This is a genomic window from Candidatus Melainabacteria bacterium, assembly GCA_016193285.1.
In the GTDB taxonomy this organism is placed as follows: Bacteria; Cyanobacteriota; Vampirovibrionia; order 2-02-FULL-35-15; family 2-02-FULL-35-15; genus JACPSL01.
On record JACPSL010000012.1, the window covers coordinates 18,475 to 34,716 of the forward strand.

The 16,242-nt window shown below is 31.0% G+C and carries 18 protein-coding genes; 9 read left to right on the forward strand and 9 right to left on the reverse strand.

Going from position 1 to position 16,242, the window contains the following annotated elements:
• Positions 1-64 precede the first annotated feature (64 nt).
• From HYY52_02870 to HYY52_02885, 4 genes are all read right to left on the reverse strand, one after another.
• Complete coding sequence (locus tag HYY52_02870) at positions 65-1,108, reverse strand: galactokinase (GenBank protein MBI2995634.1); 1,044 nt, start codon at positions 1,106-1,108, stop codon at positions 65-67.
• The gene (locus HYY52_02875; GenBank protein MBI2995635.1) at positions 1,105-1,830 is read right to left on the reverse strand and encodes a nucleotidyltransferase family protein; all 726 of its coding nucleotides are present in this window, start codon (positions 1,828-1,830) and stop codon (positions 1,105-1,107) included. Before HYY52_02875 ends, HYY52_02870 begins: the two co-directional genes overlap by 4 nt.
• Positions 1,831-1,913: 83 nt before the next feature.
• Positions 1,914-3,047 carry an ATP-binding protein gene (locus tag HYY52_02880; protein ID MBI2995636.1) on the reverse strand — a complete coding sequence of 378 codons (1,134 nt, stop codon included), beginning with the start codon at positions 3,045-3,047 and terminating at the stop codon, positions 1,914-1,916.
• Positions 3,048-3,274: 227 nt separating this feature from the next.
• Positions 3,275-4,522, reverse strand: a complete 1,248-nt coding sequence (locus HYY52_02885; GenBank protein ID MBI2995637.1) for an ATP-binding protein — start codon at positions 4,520-4,522, stop codon at positions 3,275-3,277.
• Between the two features lie 186 nt (positions 4,523-4,708).
• Here HYY52_02885 and HYY52_02890 point away from each other — a divergent pair, with 186 nt between their 5' ends.
• Complete coding sequence (locus tag HYY52_02890; GenBank protein MBI2995638.1) at positions 4,709-5,329, forward strand: hypothetical protein; 621 nt, start codon at positions 4,709-4,711, stop codon at positions 5,327-5,329.
• Positions 5,322-6,098, forward strand: coding sequence for a nucleotidyl transferase AbiEii/AbiGii toxin family protein (locus HYY52_02895; GenBank protein MBI2995639.1), 777 nt, complete (start codon positions 5,322-5,324; stop codon positions 6,096-6,098). The genes HYY52_02890 and HYY52_02895 overlap by 8 nt, the downstream gene beginning before the upstream one ends.
• Positions 6,099-6,104: 6 nt before the next feature.
• On the opposite strand, the gene HYY52_02900 is transcribed toward HYY52_02895, so the two are convergent.
• Positions 6,105-6,815 carry a glycosyltransferase family 2 protein gene (locus HYY52_02900; GenBank protein ID MBI2995640.1) on the reverse strand — a complete coding sequence of 237 codons (711 nt, stop codon included), beginning with the start codon at positions 6,813-6,815 and terminating at the stop codon, positions 6,105-6,107.
• A gap of 67 nt (positions 6,816-6,882) precedes the next feature.
• On the opposite strand from HYY52_02900, the gene HYY52_02905 reads away from it, so the two are divergent.
• Genes HYY52_02905 through phoU form a run of 5 tightly spaced genes read left to right on the forward strand, consistent with a single transcriptional unit; the run spans position 6,883 to position 10,925 of the window.
• Positions 6,883-7,515: an SIS domain-containing protein gene (locus HYY52_02905; GenBank protein ID MBI2995641.1), complete on the forward strand. Its 633-nt coding sequence runs from the start codon at positions 6,883-6,885 to the stop codon at positions 7,513-7,515.
• A complete protein-coding gene (locus tag HYY52_02910; GenBank protein MBI2995642.1) occupies positions 7,508-8,092 on the forward strand; it encodes an HAD-IIIA family hydrolase in 585 nt (194 codons plus the stop codon). The genes HYY52_02905 and HYY52_02910 overlap by 8 nt, the downstream gene beginning before the upstream one ends.
• Before the next feature lie 23 nt (positions 8,093-8,115).
• On the forward strand, positions 8,116-8,883 hold the full coding sequence (locus HYY52_02915; GenBank protein ID MBI2995643.1) for a transaldolase: 768 nt from the start codon (positions 8,116-8,118) through the stop codon (positions 8,881-8,883).
• Between the two features lie 10 nt (positions 8,884-8,893).
• Complete coding sequence (locus HYY52_02920) at positions 8,894-10,249, forward strand: UDP-glucose/GDP-mannose dehydrogenase family protein (GenBank protein MBI2995644.1); 1,356 nt, start codon at positions 8,894-8,896, stop codon at positions 10,247-10,249.
• A 19-nt stretch (positions 10,250-10,268) separates the two neighbouring features.
• Positions 10,269-10,925, forward strand: a complete 657-nt coding sequence (gene phoU, locus HYY52_02925) for a phosphate signaling complex protein PhoU (protein ID MBI2995645.1) — start codon at positions 10,269-10,271, stop codon at positions 10,923-10,925.
• On the opposite strand, the gene HYY52_02930 is transcribed toward phoU, so the two are convergent.
• Entirely contained in the window at positions 10,922-11,371 is a 450-nt protein-coding gene (locus tag HYY52_02930) for a hypothetical protein (protein ID MBI2995646.1), read from the reverse strand. The two genes, phoU and HYY52_02930, sit on opposite strands and share 4 nt — an antisense overlap.
• 125 nt (positions 11,372-11,496) lie before the next feature.
• Between HYY52_02930 and HYY52_02935 the strand changes: the two genes are divergently transcribed.
• Both HYY52_02935 and HYY52_02940 read left to right on the forward strand, forming a co-directional pair.
• Complete coding sequence (locus HYY52_02935) at positions 11,497-11,964, forward strand: 2-C-methyl-D-erythritol 2,4-cyclodiphosphate synthase (protein ID MBI2995647.1); 468 nt, start codon at positions 11,497-11,499, stop codon at positions 11,962-11,964.
• A gap of 101 nt (positions 11,965-12,065) precedes the next feature.
• The gene (locus tag HYY52_02940; protein ID MBI2995648.1) at positions 12,066-12,899 is read left to right on the forward strand and encodes a hypothetical protein; all 834 of its coding nucleotides are present in this window, start codon (positions 12,066-12,068) and stop codon (positions 12,897-12,899) included.
• On the opposite strand, the gene dnaX is transcribed toward HYY52_02940, so the two are convergent.
• Genes dnaX through HYY52_02955 form a run of 3 tightly spaced genes read right to left on the reverse strand, consistent with a single transcriptional unit; the run spans position 12,900 to position 16,232 of the window.
• Positions 12,900-14,480, reverse strand: coding sequence for a DNA polymerase III subunit gamma/tau (gene dnaX / locus HYY52_02945; protein MBI2995649.1), 1,581 nt, complete (start codon positions 14,478-14,480; stop codon positions 12,900-12,902).
• Positions 14,477-15,064, reverse strand: coding sequence for an aminoacyl-tRNA hydrolase (locus tag HYY52_02950; protein ID MBI2995650.1), 588 nt, complete (start codon positions 15,062-15,064; stop codon positions 14,477-14,479). Before HYY52_02950 ends, dnaX begins: the two co-directional genes overlap by 4 nt.
• The gene (locus HYY52_02955) at positions 15,054-16,232 is read right to left on the reverse strand and encodes a 1-deoxy-D-xylulose-5-phosphate reductoisomerase (GenBank protein MBI2995651.1); all 1,179 of its coding nucleotides are present in this window, start codon (positions 16,230-16,232) and stop codon (positions 15,054-15,056) included. Before HYY52_02955 ends, HYY52_02950 begins: the two co-directional genes overlap by 11 nt.
• Between the last annotated feature and the right edge of the window lie 10 nt (positions 16,233-16,242).

The following is a 16,242-nucleotide window of genomic DNA, read 5'->3' on the forward strand; positions in this document are numbered from 1 at the left end:
ATGTGAGTTAAATCAAATTAAATTATCAGCATAATTTAATTTCTTATTTTATCTCTTGCTGTACTTAAACCAACTTAAGTTCTCTTTCTAAGGCTTGCCTTCTATTAAAAATATTCATCATAACTTTTGACCCATCAAAGTCAAACCTAAATCTCATTCTTCTCATACCTTTTAAGCTCATTACATTCGTAAGGCCTGATTGTCTTTCCTTTGGGCAATAAAACATTAAAAATCCGCCACCACCTGCACCAAGAACTTTTCCACCTAGGGCACCATTTTTTATACCAAGCTCATAAATCCCATCTATGTTGTTTGATGATATTTTGTTAGAAAGTCTCTTTTTAGCTTTCCAATGATCATGCATTAATTTTCCAAATGCATCTAGGTTTCCTCGAGAAATAGCATCTAAAATTTTGTAACCGATATCTTTTATTTCATGAAGGCTGTCAACAACCTGATTATGTGACTTTGATTCTTTGTCTTTAGCAGCTGTGCTTTGCTCTTTTAGGATCTGGCTTGCGGATCTGCTTGTGTGTGTGTAGTAAATTAGTAGTGAACTTTCTAGTTCATCAATGATATCTTCAGATACTTTTGGTCTCTCTACCTTTACTACGCCATCTTTTTCAATGTTTAAAACTGTTAAGCCACCAAATGCGGCTGTATATTGATCTTGCTTTCCTACTGGTTCGTTTAGTACATCTATTTCAATATGGCATGCTTCCATAGCAAGCTCATAGGCAGAGACAGGAATATTTTTGTAGCAGTGTAATGCATTTAAAACTCCTACTAAGTAAGCTCCAGAAGAACCCAGTCCAGTCCCGGCGGGAATATCTGCTATTGATTGAATTTCTATTGCATTTTTTATATTCATAAACTTTAGAGCTTCTCTTACTAAAGGGTGTTGAACGTCCTTTACGTCTGAAACTTCTTCGTATTTGGAATATTTCACTCTTATTAAGTCATCAACTATTGGTGTATTTAAATGAATGAACATATATTTATCAATAGTTACTGAAAAAACAAAGCCACCATATTCATTGTAGTAAGAAGGAAGGTCTGTGCCGCCTCCTCCAAGTGTGATTCTAAACGGTGTTCTTGTAATTATCATTGTAGTTTTTTTGATTGGATTAAATTTTCAGCAATATTTAGTGCATCCTTTGTATCAATTGCTATTACAAAGTCATTAGTCAAAAAAGCTTTCATTGTTTTTTTTCTCTTTAAAATTTCTGGAAAAATATCTTTTCCAAAGTCTAATTGGTTTTCTAACTGAATCATATCTAGAACTTCTGGCTCCAAGATATAAATTCCAGCATTAACAAAGGATTTATACCCTGGAATCATATTTTTTTCTCCTTCTGAAAAAGACAAGACGTTATTATTTTCATCAACAATTACATAGCCGCCTGCGATTTTTGAGTTAATTGACTTATCAGGGTCAAAAATACCAATTGTTACAAATGGGTTACATAAATTATGATAACTCATCATTCTGCCTAAATTGAAGTTCGAAAAATTATCACCATAAATTACTAATAATTGTTCGTTACCAATAAAGCCTTGAGCATTTCTTACAGCTCCAGCAGTCCCTAGTGGTTCTTTTTCAAGCGAGTAGGTAATTTCAACTTCCCAATTCTTACCGTCTTTAAAATAATTTTTAATTATTTCAGGCATGTAGTGTAATGCAATGCATATTTCTTTTATGTTATGTTTTCTTAAAAGTAATATATTGTATTCAAGTAATGGCTTGCCATTTACTTTATACATTGGCTTTGGAATATCTTGTAATCCAAGTCTTGTTCCAAGTCCGCCTGCAAGAACTATTGCTTTCATAAGTTAGTTATAAAATTTTACCAATAAACTTTGCACTCAGCTTATAAAATTTGCTGATTTTTAATGGAAGTAGCAAAAGAATACTAGCAAATAAACTTTAAGTAGTTATCTTTGTTAATTACTGTAAAAGCCCCATTCTTATAATTTTTTAACCAAGCTAGTGGTTTTCTTACTTTCTTTTTAACATTCCATTTTACTTCATATCCATGCAACTTCCCTTTTTTTTCTTCAACAAAATCAATTTCTTGCCCTTCATATGTTCTCCAAAAGTAATTGTTAGTAAAGATTTGACAATATTCTTGTTTTTTAATTCTTTCTGTAATGATGTAGTTTTCCCAAAGCATACCAATGTCATCTCTTAAATCTATAGGATTAAAGTTATTCACTAATGTATTTCTAATGCCATTATCATAAAAACAATATCTAGGATTTTTGCTTATTTCTTTTCTTAAATTCCTACTATAACCAACTAACTTATAAATTACAAATGTTTTCTCCAGTAATTCTAGGTACCTTTCTGCAGTATTTTTACTAATGCCTAACTGACTGCCTAATTCATTGTAAGAGACTTCTTTCCCAATCTGAAAGGCTAAAAGTTGTAAAAGCCTCACTATTTTATCAGAATGTTTTAATCCTTCTAATTCAAGAATATCTTTGTATAAATATGAGTTCACTATTTCTTTTAGATATCGTTGTCTTTGCCCATTGTCATTCATTGTAACTACTTCAGGATATAAACCATAGATTAATCTTGTCTCTAAATTTGCTTCAGTTTCATGTTGATTTTCAATAGAACTTATTTCAATTTGAGAAAGAGGAAATAATTTTAAAGTGTATTTTCTACCTGTTAAAGGTTCTCCAACATCTTTAGCTAAGTCAAAAGCAGAAGAACCAGTTGCAATCACCTTAATGTCTTTTATATGATCTACAATAAGTTTTAAGTTTAATCCAATGTCTTTAATTTTTTGTGCCTCATCGATTACTAGAAGCTTCTTATTACCGACAAAACTTTTAAGTTTTTCAATTGATTGGCTGCTAAGATAACGCTGGACTGTTATATCTTCTCCACTCACAAGTAAATGTTTTTGTTTTGTTTGTTCTAGAAATTTATTAATTAAAGTAGTCTTGCCACACCTCCTGGGTCCATAAATTATTACTACCTTATTGGGATAAAGTGATTTTTTTAAATTCTTTAGTTGTTTCTGAGGAATATACATAATTTTATAAAATTAAATTCTGTCAATGAACTGACATTATTATACCAAATTCTGTCAACAAATAATCATGTAAACCTACACTCCACTATATATCCTAATGCTACAAAAAAATCCATCCACCCATTACACTTTTTCCCTTCTTTAAATGAATATTTAGAAAGAGCTTAATTTTGAATACTGTGGAACCCCTTCCTTCAAAACAAACTTAAAAAATCTTCTGATTACAACTAATAAAGAAATGTCAAAGGTACACCAATTATTTTCTCATCTAAATATGTAACGTGCTCTCCTCTGTAAAAGATAATCCCATATTCCACTTTATATCTGGAATATGATTCTATAAATAACTTCAAACCTCTTAGTACTTGTGGTTTAATTTGGTATGAGGATTTTATTTCAATAGGGATAATTTTCTCTCCAAGCTGTAAAATAAAATCAATCTCTGCATTATTTTTTGTCCGGTAAAAATAAAAATCTGGTCTATGCAGGTGATTTTTAATTGATTTATATATTTCTGAAAATACATAGGATTCTAGAATATTTCCCCAATAGCCTGAAGTCAGCATCCTCTCCTTGTCAAAGTTTTTAAGGATGAAATTTATTATTCCTGTATCAAGCGAGAAAATTTTTGGATTCTTAACTAAGATCTTGTTTCTTTGAATTCTAAAAGGATAAAGTTTTTTAAATTGATAGGATGTTTCAAGGATTGAAATATAATTTTTTACAGTGTTTACATTTATACCTACATCAGAGCTAATATGTGACATATTTAAAACATTTCCTGACTGATAGCAAAGCATGTTATATACGGTTTGGAAATTTCCTAACTCAGGGATTTTTGCTATGTCACGTAAATCCTTCTCTATATATGTTGTAATGTAGTTTTGGAACCATTGTTCTTTCTGTTGATTTGAATTTAAATTATGAACCTTTGGGAAACCTCCGTGAAGAATAAAGTTCTTTAGTTTCTCCTCCTTAATTGGCTTAATTGGAGATATTTCTTTGTAAAGTTCTTTAACATTTTTTGATTTAAGTATTGTTTCTACAATACCTCCTTGTTTAATTGACAAGCTTTCGGAAATTGAAAATGGTAATAATTCTAATATGCCGGCTCTTCCAGCAAGAGATTCTGTAATGGATTTCATTAAAAGAAAATTAGCTGAGCCTGAGAGAATTATTTTCCATTTAAAACCCTCATCAACAATTTTTTTTATTGAATGGAATAAGATGGGTGCTTTCTGTACCTCATCCAAAATTACATTTGAATTAAAATCTTTAACAAATAAATCCGGATCATCTATAGCTTTAATTAGTAAACTTCTATCATCAAGATTAAAATATTTCCAGGACTTGTTCATATAATGTTTTAACATTGTAGATTTCCCGCTTTGTCTTGGACCTGTAATTGATATAACAGGAAAAACCTTAAAGAGAGGCTCGATTTCTTTTTCGATATTTCTTTTTTGATAAACCATACAATTATTATACCAGTAAATTTTGTATTTAGCTTACAAAATTTACTGGTATTGAGCAAAGATGGCATGGCAAAAGTTTTTTTGGTAAAATAAGTTCTCTTTTTATCATGATATTATAAATTAGGATTTATGAACAATTATACTCTGTTTCTCACATATGCTATTATTAGCATGTTTGAGAACTATATGAAATTTGTTGAGATTAAAGAAAAACTAAAAAGGTTTATAGTCTTTTCTATAAATGACATAAGAAAAATTGATGAAAGTAAAAATCTTTTAAGAAGATTATACGAATGGCAAGATAAAAATTATATCAAACGAATTAGCAAGGGTTTTTATATACTTAGTGATTTGGAAATCAATGAACAGATTTTATTTTTAATAGCAAATAAAATATATGAACCTTCTTATGTTTCACTCGAATCAGCATTAAATTTTTATAATCTAATTCCTGAAATTGTGCCAAATATTACCTGTGTAACTACTAAAAAGACCCAGTTGTTTAATACCGAAAAGATTTTATTTATATATAAAAAAGTTAAGTCAAAATCCTTTTTTGGTTATAAATTAATTAAATACAAAAATTGGACATACAAAATTGCTGATGTTGAAAAAACAATCCTGGATTACCTGTATTTAAATCCAAATTTAAAGTCAGAGAATGATTTCAAGGAGCTTAGAATAGATAAAAAGACTTTAAAGAAACAGATTAACAAGACAAAATTAAATCTTTACTTAAAATCAATTGGAAATCAAAAACTGTTAACCAGAGTTAAAAAATTTCTCAGGAGTGTTGAATATGCTTAATTACGAGGATATTGAGAATTATTTCCCTGAGAGTATAAGGCATCAGAAAAAATATATTCTTATGGAGTATTTTCAATACAAAATTTTAAACATATTATTTAGTTTGAAATTTTCAAGGAAACTGATCTTCATAGGTGGTACTGCAATAAGAATAATTTATAATACTAAAAGATTTTCGGAAGATCTGGATTTTGACAATTTCAAATTAACACTTGATGAATTCTCAGATACTGCAAGTGAAGTAAAGAAAAAGTTAAAGCTTGAAGGATATGAAATAAATATAGAAACAACAAGTAAAAAAGATACTTTTCACTACCTAATTAAGATTCCAAAACTACTTTATGACTTTAATGTGACTCCACACGCAAACCAAAATCTTCTTATTAAGGTTGACACACAATCGCATAATTTTAAATATATTCCTGAGGAAAAGATTTTAAACAAATTTGGAGTTTTTACTCAAATTAATGTTGCACCAAAAGATATTTTACTTTCTCAAAAAATTGCTGCAGTTTTCAACAGAAAACGGTTTAGGAGCAGAGACTTTTATGACACAGTGTTTTTGTTTGGAATTACTAAACCAAATTATGACTACTTAAAGGAAAAGCTTAATATAAACAAACTTAGTGAGTTAAAAGAACTGCTCCTCAAAAAGTGTGAAAAAATTCAATTTAAAGAATTAGAAAATGATATAAAGCCTTTTTTATTTAATAGTGCCGATTCAATGATGGTTAGTAAATTTAAGGAATATATTACTGGATTAAATTAAAAAATATTACAAAATCTCTTCTCCTAGAGTAAATCTATGGTGAAACATATAGTATAAAGCAGCAAAGAAAACCATCCACCCATTACACTTTTTCCCTTCTTTAAAAGAACGCGCTGAATAAGTAATTGGAACTTCTTTAATTTTTATTCCATTTTTTAAAAGCTTGTTTGTAACTTCTGAACAAAATTCAAATCCTTTGCTTTTTAAGTCTAGATTTTTAATTAGTTCAGACTTAAAAGCTTTATAAGCAGTACATTGATCTGTAATTTTTGTCCTATATGACAGGCTTGTTAAAAAGTTTAAAATCCTGCTTCCAATTTTATTTATTAATCTCATTTTTTTTATATCACCTAAAAATCTAGAGCCATAAACTACTTGAGATTCACCGTTGAGAATTGGCTCAATGACGTTTATATATTCGTTTGGATTATATTCTAAATCCCCGTCTTGAATAAGAATAATATCTCCAGTAGCACTTTTAATTCCTATTCGGACTGCTGAACCTTTTCCACTATTTCTAGAAAGATTAAATGCTCTGATTAAATTTTTACTTGTGAACTCTTTTATAATTTCTAACGTGTTATCTGTTGAGCCGTCGTTTATAACTATTATTTCTTTTTTAATATTACTTGGTAGCTTAGCGTCTATTATTTTTTTTAATACTTCACAAAGATACTTACCTTCGTTATATACAGGTACTATGATTGATAGTTTTATTTGCTTTGTCATGCTCTTTTAAATATTATTACATGACTCTTGGGTATATAATTTACTAGAAAGACTAATGGATTATATCAAAACATATCTAGAACAAACGTCAAGGATTGCACAAATGTTAGATCAAAATGCAATTAATAAAGCTATTAATATTTTAAAAGATGTAAGAGAAAATAAAGGACGAGTTTTTGTTTTAGGAGTAGGAGGTGGTGCAGGTAATGCATCGCATGCTGTAAATGATTTTAGGAAAATTGCTGGTATTGAAACATATGCTCCAACTGACAACGTTTCAGAACTTACTGCAAGGGTAAACGATGATGGCTGGGATTCAGTATTTAAAAACTGGTTAGCTGTTAGTAAATTAAGCAATAATGATGTTGTAATAGTTTTTTCTGTTGGTGGCGGAAACGTAGAAAAAAATATAAGTGTAAATCTTGTAAAGGCTTTAAAGTTTGCAAAAGAAGTAAGTGCAAAAATAATTGGTGTAGTAAGCAGAGATGGTGGATACACAAAAGAAGTTGCTGATTGTTGTATTTTAATTCCTACTCTAACTCCAAATACTGTTACCCCGCATGCTGAAGAATTCCAAGCAGTTATTTGGCACCTTATTGTTTCCCATCCAGAAATTCAAAGAAGTGAAATGAAGTGGGAAGGTGTTGTAGGGAGGGGCTTGATTAATCAAGCCCGTACAAATGCATAGAGCAGTCTTTCTAGATCGCGACGGCGTCTTAAATTATCCGGTTTTTAATTCAGCCACTAATGAATATGAAGCACCGTTTGAAGAAAAAGATTTCAAGTTTTTGCCTGGTGTAATTGAATCTTTAAGAGAGCTACTTGCAATGCATTACAAGCTTTTTCTTGTGTCAAATCAACCTGACTATGCAAAAGGAAAAACTACGCTTGAAAATCTTTTAAGTGTCCATAAAAAAATGCACTTGATTCTTCTAAAAAATAATATTCACTTTGCTGAATACTATTATTGTTATCATCATCCACATGGAATTATTTCAGCATATTCAATTAAGTGTACTTGCAGAAAACCTGGTAATTTATTTTTAATGAAAGCAAAAGAAAAATATGATATTGATATGACTTGTTCCTGGATGATTGGAGATAGAGATGTAGATATTTTTTGTGGACAAGCATCTGGAGTTAAAACAATTTTAATAAAGCTAAGTGAGTCAAAGAGTAAGGTAAATAAAAGTAAGCCGGATTTTATAGCAGGTAGCTTACAAGAAGCAGCTGAGATAATTAAAAAATTGACAATTGAGAATTAGAGATTAGAATGGAGGATATTGAAATGACTATTAAAGAACAAAATAATTTAACATTACCTGTAAGGGCTTATTGCAGTAAGCCCTTACCAAACCTAAAAGTAAAAATATTTGCAGATGGTGCTGAGCTTAAATCAATGATAGAGGCCTATAAAGGCGGCATTATAAAAGGCTTTACTACAAATCCTACTTTAATGCGAAAAAACGGGATTAGTGATTATGAAGCATTTGCAAAAGAAGTTTTAAAAAATATTCCAGATATGCCTATTTCTTTTGAAGTGTTTTCAGATGATTTTAATGATATGGAACGTCAGGCAAGGTTAATTGCGTCATGGGGTAAAAATGTAAATGTAAAAATACCAATTACAAATACAAAAGGACAGCCTTCAATTCCACTTATTAAAAAGCTTTCAAGTGATGGCTTATCTTTAAATATTACTGCAATACTAACTGTAGAACAAGTAAAAGCAGTAAGTGAAGTCTTAAATTCAAATGTTTATACTATTGTTTCTGTATTTGCAGGGAGAATTGCTGATACAGGAAGAGATCCAATGCCATATATAATTGAATGTGCAAAAATTTTGAAGCCACTAAAAAGTGTTGATCTCCTTTGGGCAAGCTCCCGTGAATTATTAAATATTTACCAGGCTGAAGAAGCAGGATGTCAAATTATTACTGTAACTAATGACATAATAAAAAAATTGCCGAATATAAATAAAGATTTAAAAGAATTATCTCTTGATACTGTAAAAATGTTTTATAAAGATGCTTGTGAGGCAGGGTTCTTAATATAGGAGATCTTAAATGAAAGTCGCAGTAATAGGTTTAGGTTATGTTGGTCTTGTAACAGCAGCATGTTTAGCTGAACTTGGGCATGAGGTTTTAGGGATTGATATTGATTCAAGTAGGATCAATATGCTTAAAGAAGGTGAAATGCCAATTTATGAACCTGGTCTTAGAGAGTTAGTTACAAAAAATAATTCTGAAGGCAGATTAATTTTTACAGAAAACTTTAATGAAGAAGTTGATAAAGTAAAACTTATTTTTTTAGCAGTTGGCACCCCATCAAATTCAGATGGTACTCCTGATTTAAGTGCTGTTTATGGTTCTTTGAATTCACTAATGCCATTTATTAAGAGCTATAAGATATTTGTTTTAAAGTCTACTGTTCCAATTGGTACAAGTAGTGAAATAAAAAAATACATAAGTAAGAAATTAAAAACAGATTTTGATGTAGTTTCAAATCCTGAATTTTTAAAAGAAGGTACTGCAGTCCAGGATTTTATGAAACCAGACAGGATAATTATTGGCACTGAAAATATTAAAGTTGCTGAGATTATGAGAGAACTTTACTCTCACTTTACTAGAAATGGCCACCCAATTTTAATAATGGACCTTGTATCTAGTGAAATAGTAAAGTATGCTTCTAATTTAATGCTTGCTTTAAGAGTTTCTTTTATTAATGAAGTTGCATTGCTTTGTGATTTTACTCATGCTGATGTAAGAAGGGTTAGAGAAGGTGTAATTAGTGATCCAAGGCTTGGAAGTCAGTTTTTATATCCATCTTTAGGTTTTGGTGGTTCATGTTTACCAAAAGATGTTCAAGCACTTAGTCATTTCATAGATGAGAAATTAATTGGTCTTTTAATTCCAAAAGTAACACTATTGGTAAATGAAAGACAATCAAAGTGGTTCATAGACAAAATTATTAATTGGTTTGGGAAAAGTGGGATTAAAAACAAAGTAATAACAATTTGGGGTACAAGTTTTAAAGCAGGTACAGATGATATTAGAGAATCACCTGCCCTAAAAGTAATTGAGGGGCTTGGTGAAGCTGGTGCAAAGTTAAGACTTTATGATCCAATTGCACTTAAAAATACTAAGAAATATTTTGTAGATGCTTCTTTTAATGAGAATCTTTACTTTGCCACTAGTGAAATGAACTCAGTTTCTGGTGCAAATGCACTTGTTGTTTGTACTGAGTGGCTTCAATTTAGAAACCCGGATCTTGAAAAATTAGCACAGGAATTAAAAGACAAAGTAATTTTTGATGGAAGGAATCTATACGATCCAGAGAAGCTTAGGCTACATGGCTTAAACCATGTTGGGATTGGGATACCGCTAAATAAACAAAGAGCTGAGCTGAAAGCTGAGAGCTGAAAGCTTGTATAATATATTCATGACTCAAGCACGTGTAACTTTCCGGGATGAACTTATTGAACTACAGTCGTTAGTTTTGGACCTAGCAGAAAAGGTTAAAGCTAATGGTGAACTATTGCTTGAGTATTTTAAAAAGCATGATGTATCTGAACTTTTCTTTAAGATAAAAAATAAGGATAAAGAAATAGACAATGCTCGTTGGCAAGTACATGACTATGGTGATAAGTTAATTGTTTTACAACAGCCAGTAGCTAAAGACTTCAGGCAGATTATTACTTCTATTCAAATTACAGATAATTTAGAGAGAATAGGAGATCATTATAAGAAAATTGCAAGGTTTCTTGAAAAAGTTAGTTTTCCCGATATTGGAATGCCTGAAGAAATAGTTGACATGGCTCGCTTAAGTGTTCAAATGCTTGGAGAAGCAATTCAAGCCTACTCAGTTTTATTTGATGGAAGAGTAAATAAAATTGCTGAAGAAGATGACAGAGTAGATTCTATATATAGGAGTGCAATTAAAAAAATCATCAATATGATTAAGTCATCTCCTGAAGAAAAAGTTGACAGCATTTCAAAACTTTTTTTCATAGCACAAAGTTTTGAAAGAGCAAGCGATCATGCTGCAAAAATTGGGCAACTGGTGAATTTTGCTATAACAGGAGAAAGAAAAAATTAATTTCTAACCTGTAAGTATTTTTTAGGTTCTTTTAAAATCTTTTTTACATTGAACCTGTGGATAATTCTATTAATTAAAAAGTATGTTGAGAATTTTCTGTTAGGATTAAAGAATTGGTCGCAAAGGAAATGTGTTATAAGTGAAAGACTTATTCCAACTCTCCATGGTGTAAGTGCTGGATCTAAAGTTAGGATAAAGAATAAAATCAAAAGCTCATATGAGTGTAAAGGTATATAAAGCTTTCCACTGAAATGCTCATGATGTGCTCCGTTAACTTTCTTCCAATCCCACTTTTTCCCATGTGCATAAAAATAATCAATAACATGATCCAGATCAATTAACGTACCTACTAAAAAACTTGCGACGGCTGGAGCAATTTGATCATAAAGTAAATAGGTACTTAAACCTATTGCGGCTGATATTGCAATATGTCCTGAAGTTCTCATAATGGTTTTTTACCCTGCTTAATTAAATTATCAACATTTTTGGTTAAGCGTTACTTAAGACTATAGACCATAGACCATGAGCAGTGGTAAAATTTTTTTTGGTCTTTAGTCTATAGTCTTTTTTTATGCGGATTGGTCACGGGTATGATATTCACAAACTTGTTCCAGGTAGAAAACTTATACTTGGAGGTGTGGAGCTCCCTTACTCAAAAGGTCTTCTTGGTCATACAGATGCTGATGTCCTTACGCATGCAATTATTGATGCACTCTTAGGTGCAGCTGGCCTTGGTGACATTGGTCAGTATTTCCCTGATACAGATCCTAAATGGAAAGGCGCTTATAGCATTGATTTACTTAAAGTTGTTCTTGAATCATTAAAAAATAATGGATATTTAATAGAAAACATAGATTGCTCAGTAGTAACAGAGGAACCTAAGTTAGCTCCGTATATAAGTCAAATGAAAAAAAAGTTAGCAAGTGTCCTAGAAGTTAAAGATAACAAAATAAATATAAAAGCAAAAACAAATGAAGGTTTAGATTCAATTGGAAATAAAAATGCAATTTGTGCCTGGGCTGTAGCAATGCTTGAGTAGAATATCTTGTAATTTACATTTTGTTACTTTTTAAAGCCTTGTCCTCAAAGCAGGGAATAAGAACAACAGGGATGTGAATATCTACTTTGAAGGGGGATGAAATGAACAGGTATAAAACTTTTTTTCTTTTTGTAATTTTGGTCTTTGTTTTTTGTGCTAATAAAGCTATTGCACAAACAACACCAATCACTTATACAATTACCTTATCAGGTAATGTATTAAATTCATTGTCAGCAACAAATATAACAGTTGCATTTAATCCAAGTGGTTCAGCACAGTTAGATAGTAGTTTTACAGTTATGGCAAATGGCGCATCAGTATTATTGTCTAATGTAGACTCAACAAAAAATGTAATCTCTGTTGTATTTAATGGTGCAATTACTGATGGAGCTTTAACAATAAATGGAAATTTAAAACAAGGCTCAGTTGTTGGTAGTCCAACTATAACAGTTACTAAAGTAGAAGCAGCTGGCGGGACAAATATAACTAGTCAACTAACAACAACAGCTAAAATAAATACACAATCTGCACCAGAACCAACTCCAACTCCAACTCCAACTCCAACTCCGACCCCAACTCCTACCTCAGACGAGCCTGAAGAAGATGAACCAAGTCTATCCATAACTGCTCCTAGCTCAGTTCGACTAAAGTTAAAGAAATTAAATGTAATTAAGATAGTAGTTGAGCAAACAGATTTTACATCAATTAGCAGGTGTGATGTTGACAGTTCAGATGAAACGTTTTTAAAAGTAAGACCAAGCAGATTTGTTTTAAGCCCGAGCAGAGGTAAAAAAATACTAGTAGGTAAAGTACCAATCTTGGCTGCTAGAAATCTTATTAAACAAGGAACTTCTGAAACGGTTACCGTTGAAGTGACATGTGACAACGGGGCATTTGGTGAAAAGGATATTGCTCTAGTAGGAGGTTCGCAGTAACTATTCAATTTGTTTAGCACCAAGTAAGTCTTTTATGCTTCTTGATAACTCATCATCATTGGAGGTTTCAAGGTTTCGAGGTTTCAAGGTTTCGAGATTTTGAAGTTTCGAGGTTTCTGAAATCTGAGCATGTGGTTCAACTTTAAATCTAATTACTTTTGGTTCTATATTAGTTGAGAGTTTAATAGCTCTAATTATCATTTCTTTCTTTTTTGTATCTTGTTCTAATCTTGGCAGAAACATATCTCTAGATAAACCAATCTCAGCAAGTTCACTAGATAAACTAATTAGATAACTTTCAGATTGATTAAGTAAAGTTTTTGTTGGGTTACTGTCTATTAGACTGATGGCTTGTTTCCATGAGGTTTCAAGGTTTTGAGGTTTTGAGGTTTCAAGGTTTTGAGGTTTTGAGGTTTCAAGGTTTTGAGGTTTCAAGGTTTCAAGGTTTTCAAGCTTTTCAATTCTTTCTTTTAACTCTGTCATAGAAACTAAAAAATCTTCATCAAGCATACTCATAATCTCTACCATAAACTGTAACTCTTGACTTAGTGCAAATCGGAGCTTTGTCAATGCATCCTGTAGTTTGTCAATAATTTTTAGTAAATGCCCTTGTTTAACTTTTTCTAAGACATTTAAATCGTTTGATAATTCCTTACTTAATTCATTTCTACATTCAGGGTCAATTTTTGCTTTTGCTAGATCAATAATTAACTCTAGTAAATCTTTAAATATTTCACTTATATCTTTTCCAGTTTTAATTAACTCTTCAGCAAGATCTATAACTCTTTTTTTATTAAAAGTTAATATTGCTTCCATTAATGTAAACAAAGCACTTCTTTCAACTGTTCCCAGAAGTTTAAATACTTCCTTTGAATCTATTGGTCTATCATCATCTTGTAGAACACTTATTTGATCTAAAAGTGATATTGCATCTCTCAAACAGCCAAGGGACTTCTTTGAAATAAAATTAATAATATTTTGATCAATGTTTATTTTTTCTTCTTTTGTAATTGCTTTAATCTTGCTCTCAGTTTCAATTATTGATGCAGGCTTAAAATCAAACTTTTGACATCTGCTAATAATTGTTGGAATCACTTTGTATTCTTCTGTTGTAGCTAAAATAAAAATTACATTTTTTGGCGGTTCTTCAATTGTTTTTAAGAGTGCATTAAAAGCATGATCAGTAAGCATATGCACTTCATCAATAATATAAATTTTAAACCTGGATCCATATGTAACTAGTCCTACTCTGTTTATTAAATCTTCAGCGTCTTCTACCTTTCTATGGCTTGCAGCATCAATTTCTATTACATCAAGCGAGTTACCTTGAATGATTGATTTGCAGCTTAGACATTTATCACAAGGTTCTAACGTAATCCCAGACATACAATTTAGTGACTTAGCAAGTATTCTTGCTGTAGAGGTCTTTCCTGTACCACGTGGCCCGCAAAAAAGATAAGCATGAACAATTTTATTGTATAAAATTGCATTAGAAAGAGTTTTTCTAACAAACTCCTGTCCAATTATTTCAAACAATTTTTGTGGGCGATATTTTAAATATAAAGGTTGATATTGTTTCATACTTTTATTTCTACTCCATTAAACTTATTCATGGCCTTTTCAATATTTTCATTTATTATTATCTCGATGGCATCTACTGAAATATCCACTACTTTTTTTACTAGCTTTTCTTCATTAGGCGTAAACTTCCTTAAAACATAATCTGCCCTTATATCTCCACCAGGATCAGGTCCTATGCCAACTCTAAGTCTTGTAAATTCTTGTACACCTCCTAAAGACTGGATTATAGATTCTACACCATGATGACCAGCTGCACTACTATTAAAAACAATTCTAATTTTTCCAAGATTTAGTGCTACTTCATCATGTACTACGATTAAATCTTTAGAATCAATCTTAAAGTAATTTAGTAATTTAACAACTGCATTCCCAGAATTATTCATGTATGTAGTTGGCCAAGCTAGGATAATATTGTAATTTTCTGTCTTTCCATGTCCATACCAACAAAGAAGCTTTTTTTCTTTTTTCTTTGATATCTTATATTTTTTACTAAGAGTGTTAAGCACAGTAAAACCAATATTATGTCGAGTATCTTTATACTCTTCAGTTGGATTTCCAAGACCAATAATTAATTTAGTTAACACTTACTTCTACTTTTACTTTTTTTCTTGTTTCATTATCTATCTCAATAATTTCTTCAAGTGATGCAGGAAGAGTTGGATTATGATTTTCTAGAGCTTGAGAAATAATTTTTTCAATACCACCGAAAGATATTTGTTCTTTTAAAAACATATCAACAGCAACTTCATTTGCAGCATTTAGAACAATTGAATAACTTTTTCCTTTTGATGCAACCTCATAAGCTAGTTTTAAACATGGAAATTTATTGAGATCAGGCTTTTCAAACTCAAGTTTTCCAATAGATAACAAATCACAAAACAAGTTAAATGGTAATTCTTTTCTTTCAGGATAAAAAAGCGAGTATTGAATAGGAAGTCTCATATCAGTAGCACCAAGCTGTGCAATTATATTCCCGTCAATAAATTCAACTGCGCTGTGCATAATACTTTGAGGATGGATGTAAACATCGATTTGTTTTTCACTTAAATTAAAAAGAGTCATTGCTTCAATAACTTCTAATCCTTTATTCATGAGAGTTGCAGAGTCTACTGTAATTTTTTGTCCCATTACCCAAGTAGGATGTTTTAGTGCTTGCTCTTTTGTTGCTTTTTGTATTGCATTTGTTTCCCATGTTCTAAATGGACCGCCTGATGCTGTTAAAATAATTCTCTTTATTTTTTCTTTGGGGAGACGCCCTGTTGGGGCGTCTTTACCAATACATTGGTGAATTGCAACATGCTCGCTATCAAGTGGAATAATTTCACCATGGTTTTTTATAAGTAATTCTTTAATTAAGCTTCCTGCAATTACTAAGGTTTCTTTATTTGCAAATGCTACTCTTTTTCCATAACTTAGTGCAGAAATTGTTGGCTTTAAACCAAGCGATCCAACTAATCCGTTTACTACAATGTCACATGAGCAAGAGGAAATAAATTCGAGTCCAATATCTCCCCAGAAAATCTCAATGAGTGGATTTTTTAAAATTAACTTTAATTCTTGTGCTAAAGATAAGTCTTTTACAGATACAAATCTTGGCTTATGCTCTTTTACTTGCTCTGCTAAGAGCTGTGCATTTCCACCTGCTGCTAAACCAATAACTTCAAAATCATCCTTAAATGCTGATATTACATCAAGAGTTTGTCTACCTATTGATCCTGTTGAGCCTAGGATTGCAATTTTTTTTTGTTTCATATAGTTTATT